Here is a 493-nt window from a genome sequence, read left to right as displayed (position 1 = left end):
GGCGGGTCCACCTCGCCACCCGGGACGCGGAAGCGGCCGTCGCGCGCGTCCGGAAGGCGGGCGGCCGGGTGCTGCGGGAGCCGGAGCGGGGGCCCGGCACGGCGGTCCGCGCGCTCGCCGCCGATCCGGCGGGCGCGGTGTTCGGGCTGTGGCGGCCCGGGGAGCGTACGGACTTCGCGGCGGCCCGCAAGCCGGGTGCGTACCTGTGGACGGATCTGCTCACCCGCGCGGAGAGCGCAGCGGCCGTGGACGCCTTCTACGCCGAGGTCTTCGGGTACGTCACCCATGCCGCCGACTTCGGAGCGGGCAGCCCGGCGGAAGGGGAGGACTTCTCCGTGTGGTGCCCCGCCCCCACCGGGGAGGGGGACGGCGGCCGGGCCGGTGCCCCGATCGGCGGCCGCGGCCTCCTCGGCGCCGCCCACCCGCCCGGGACGCCGCCGCACTTCCTGCCGTACTTCGCGGTGGCCGACTGCGACGGGGCCGTCGCCGCAGC

At 79.3% G+C, this 493-nt stretch carries 1 protein-coding gene; it reads left to right on the top strand.

All coding sequences use genetic code 11. From position 1 onward, the window contains the following. Positions 1 to 493: VOC family protein (locus G5C65_RS38215; protein ID WP_277608170.1), on the top strand; the 493-nt coding region annotated here is incomplete at both ends.

The sequence above is a fragment of the Streptomyces boncukensis genome (assembly GCF_011045075.1).
Lineage (GTDB): Bacteria > Actinomycetota > Actinomycetes > Streptomycetales > Streptomycetaceae > Streptomyces > Streptomyces boncukensis.
The sequence above is the reverse complement of the archived record's forward strand: the minus strand, read 5'-3'. Positions and strand labels throughout refer to the sequence as shown.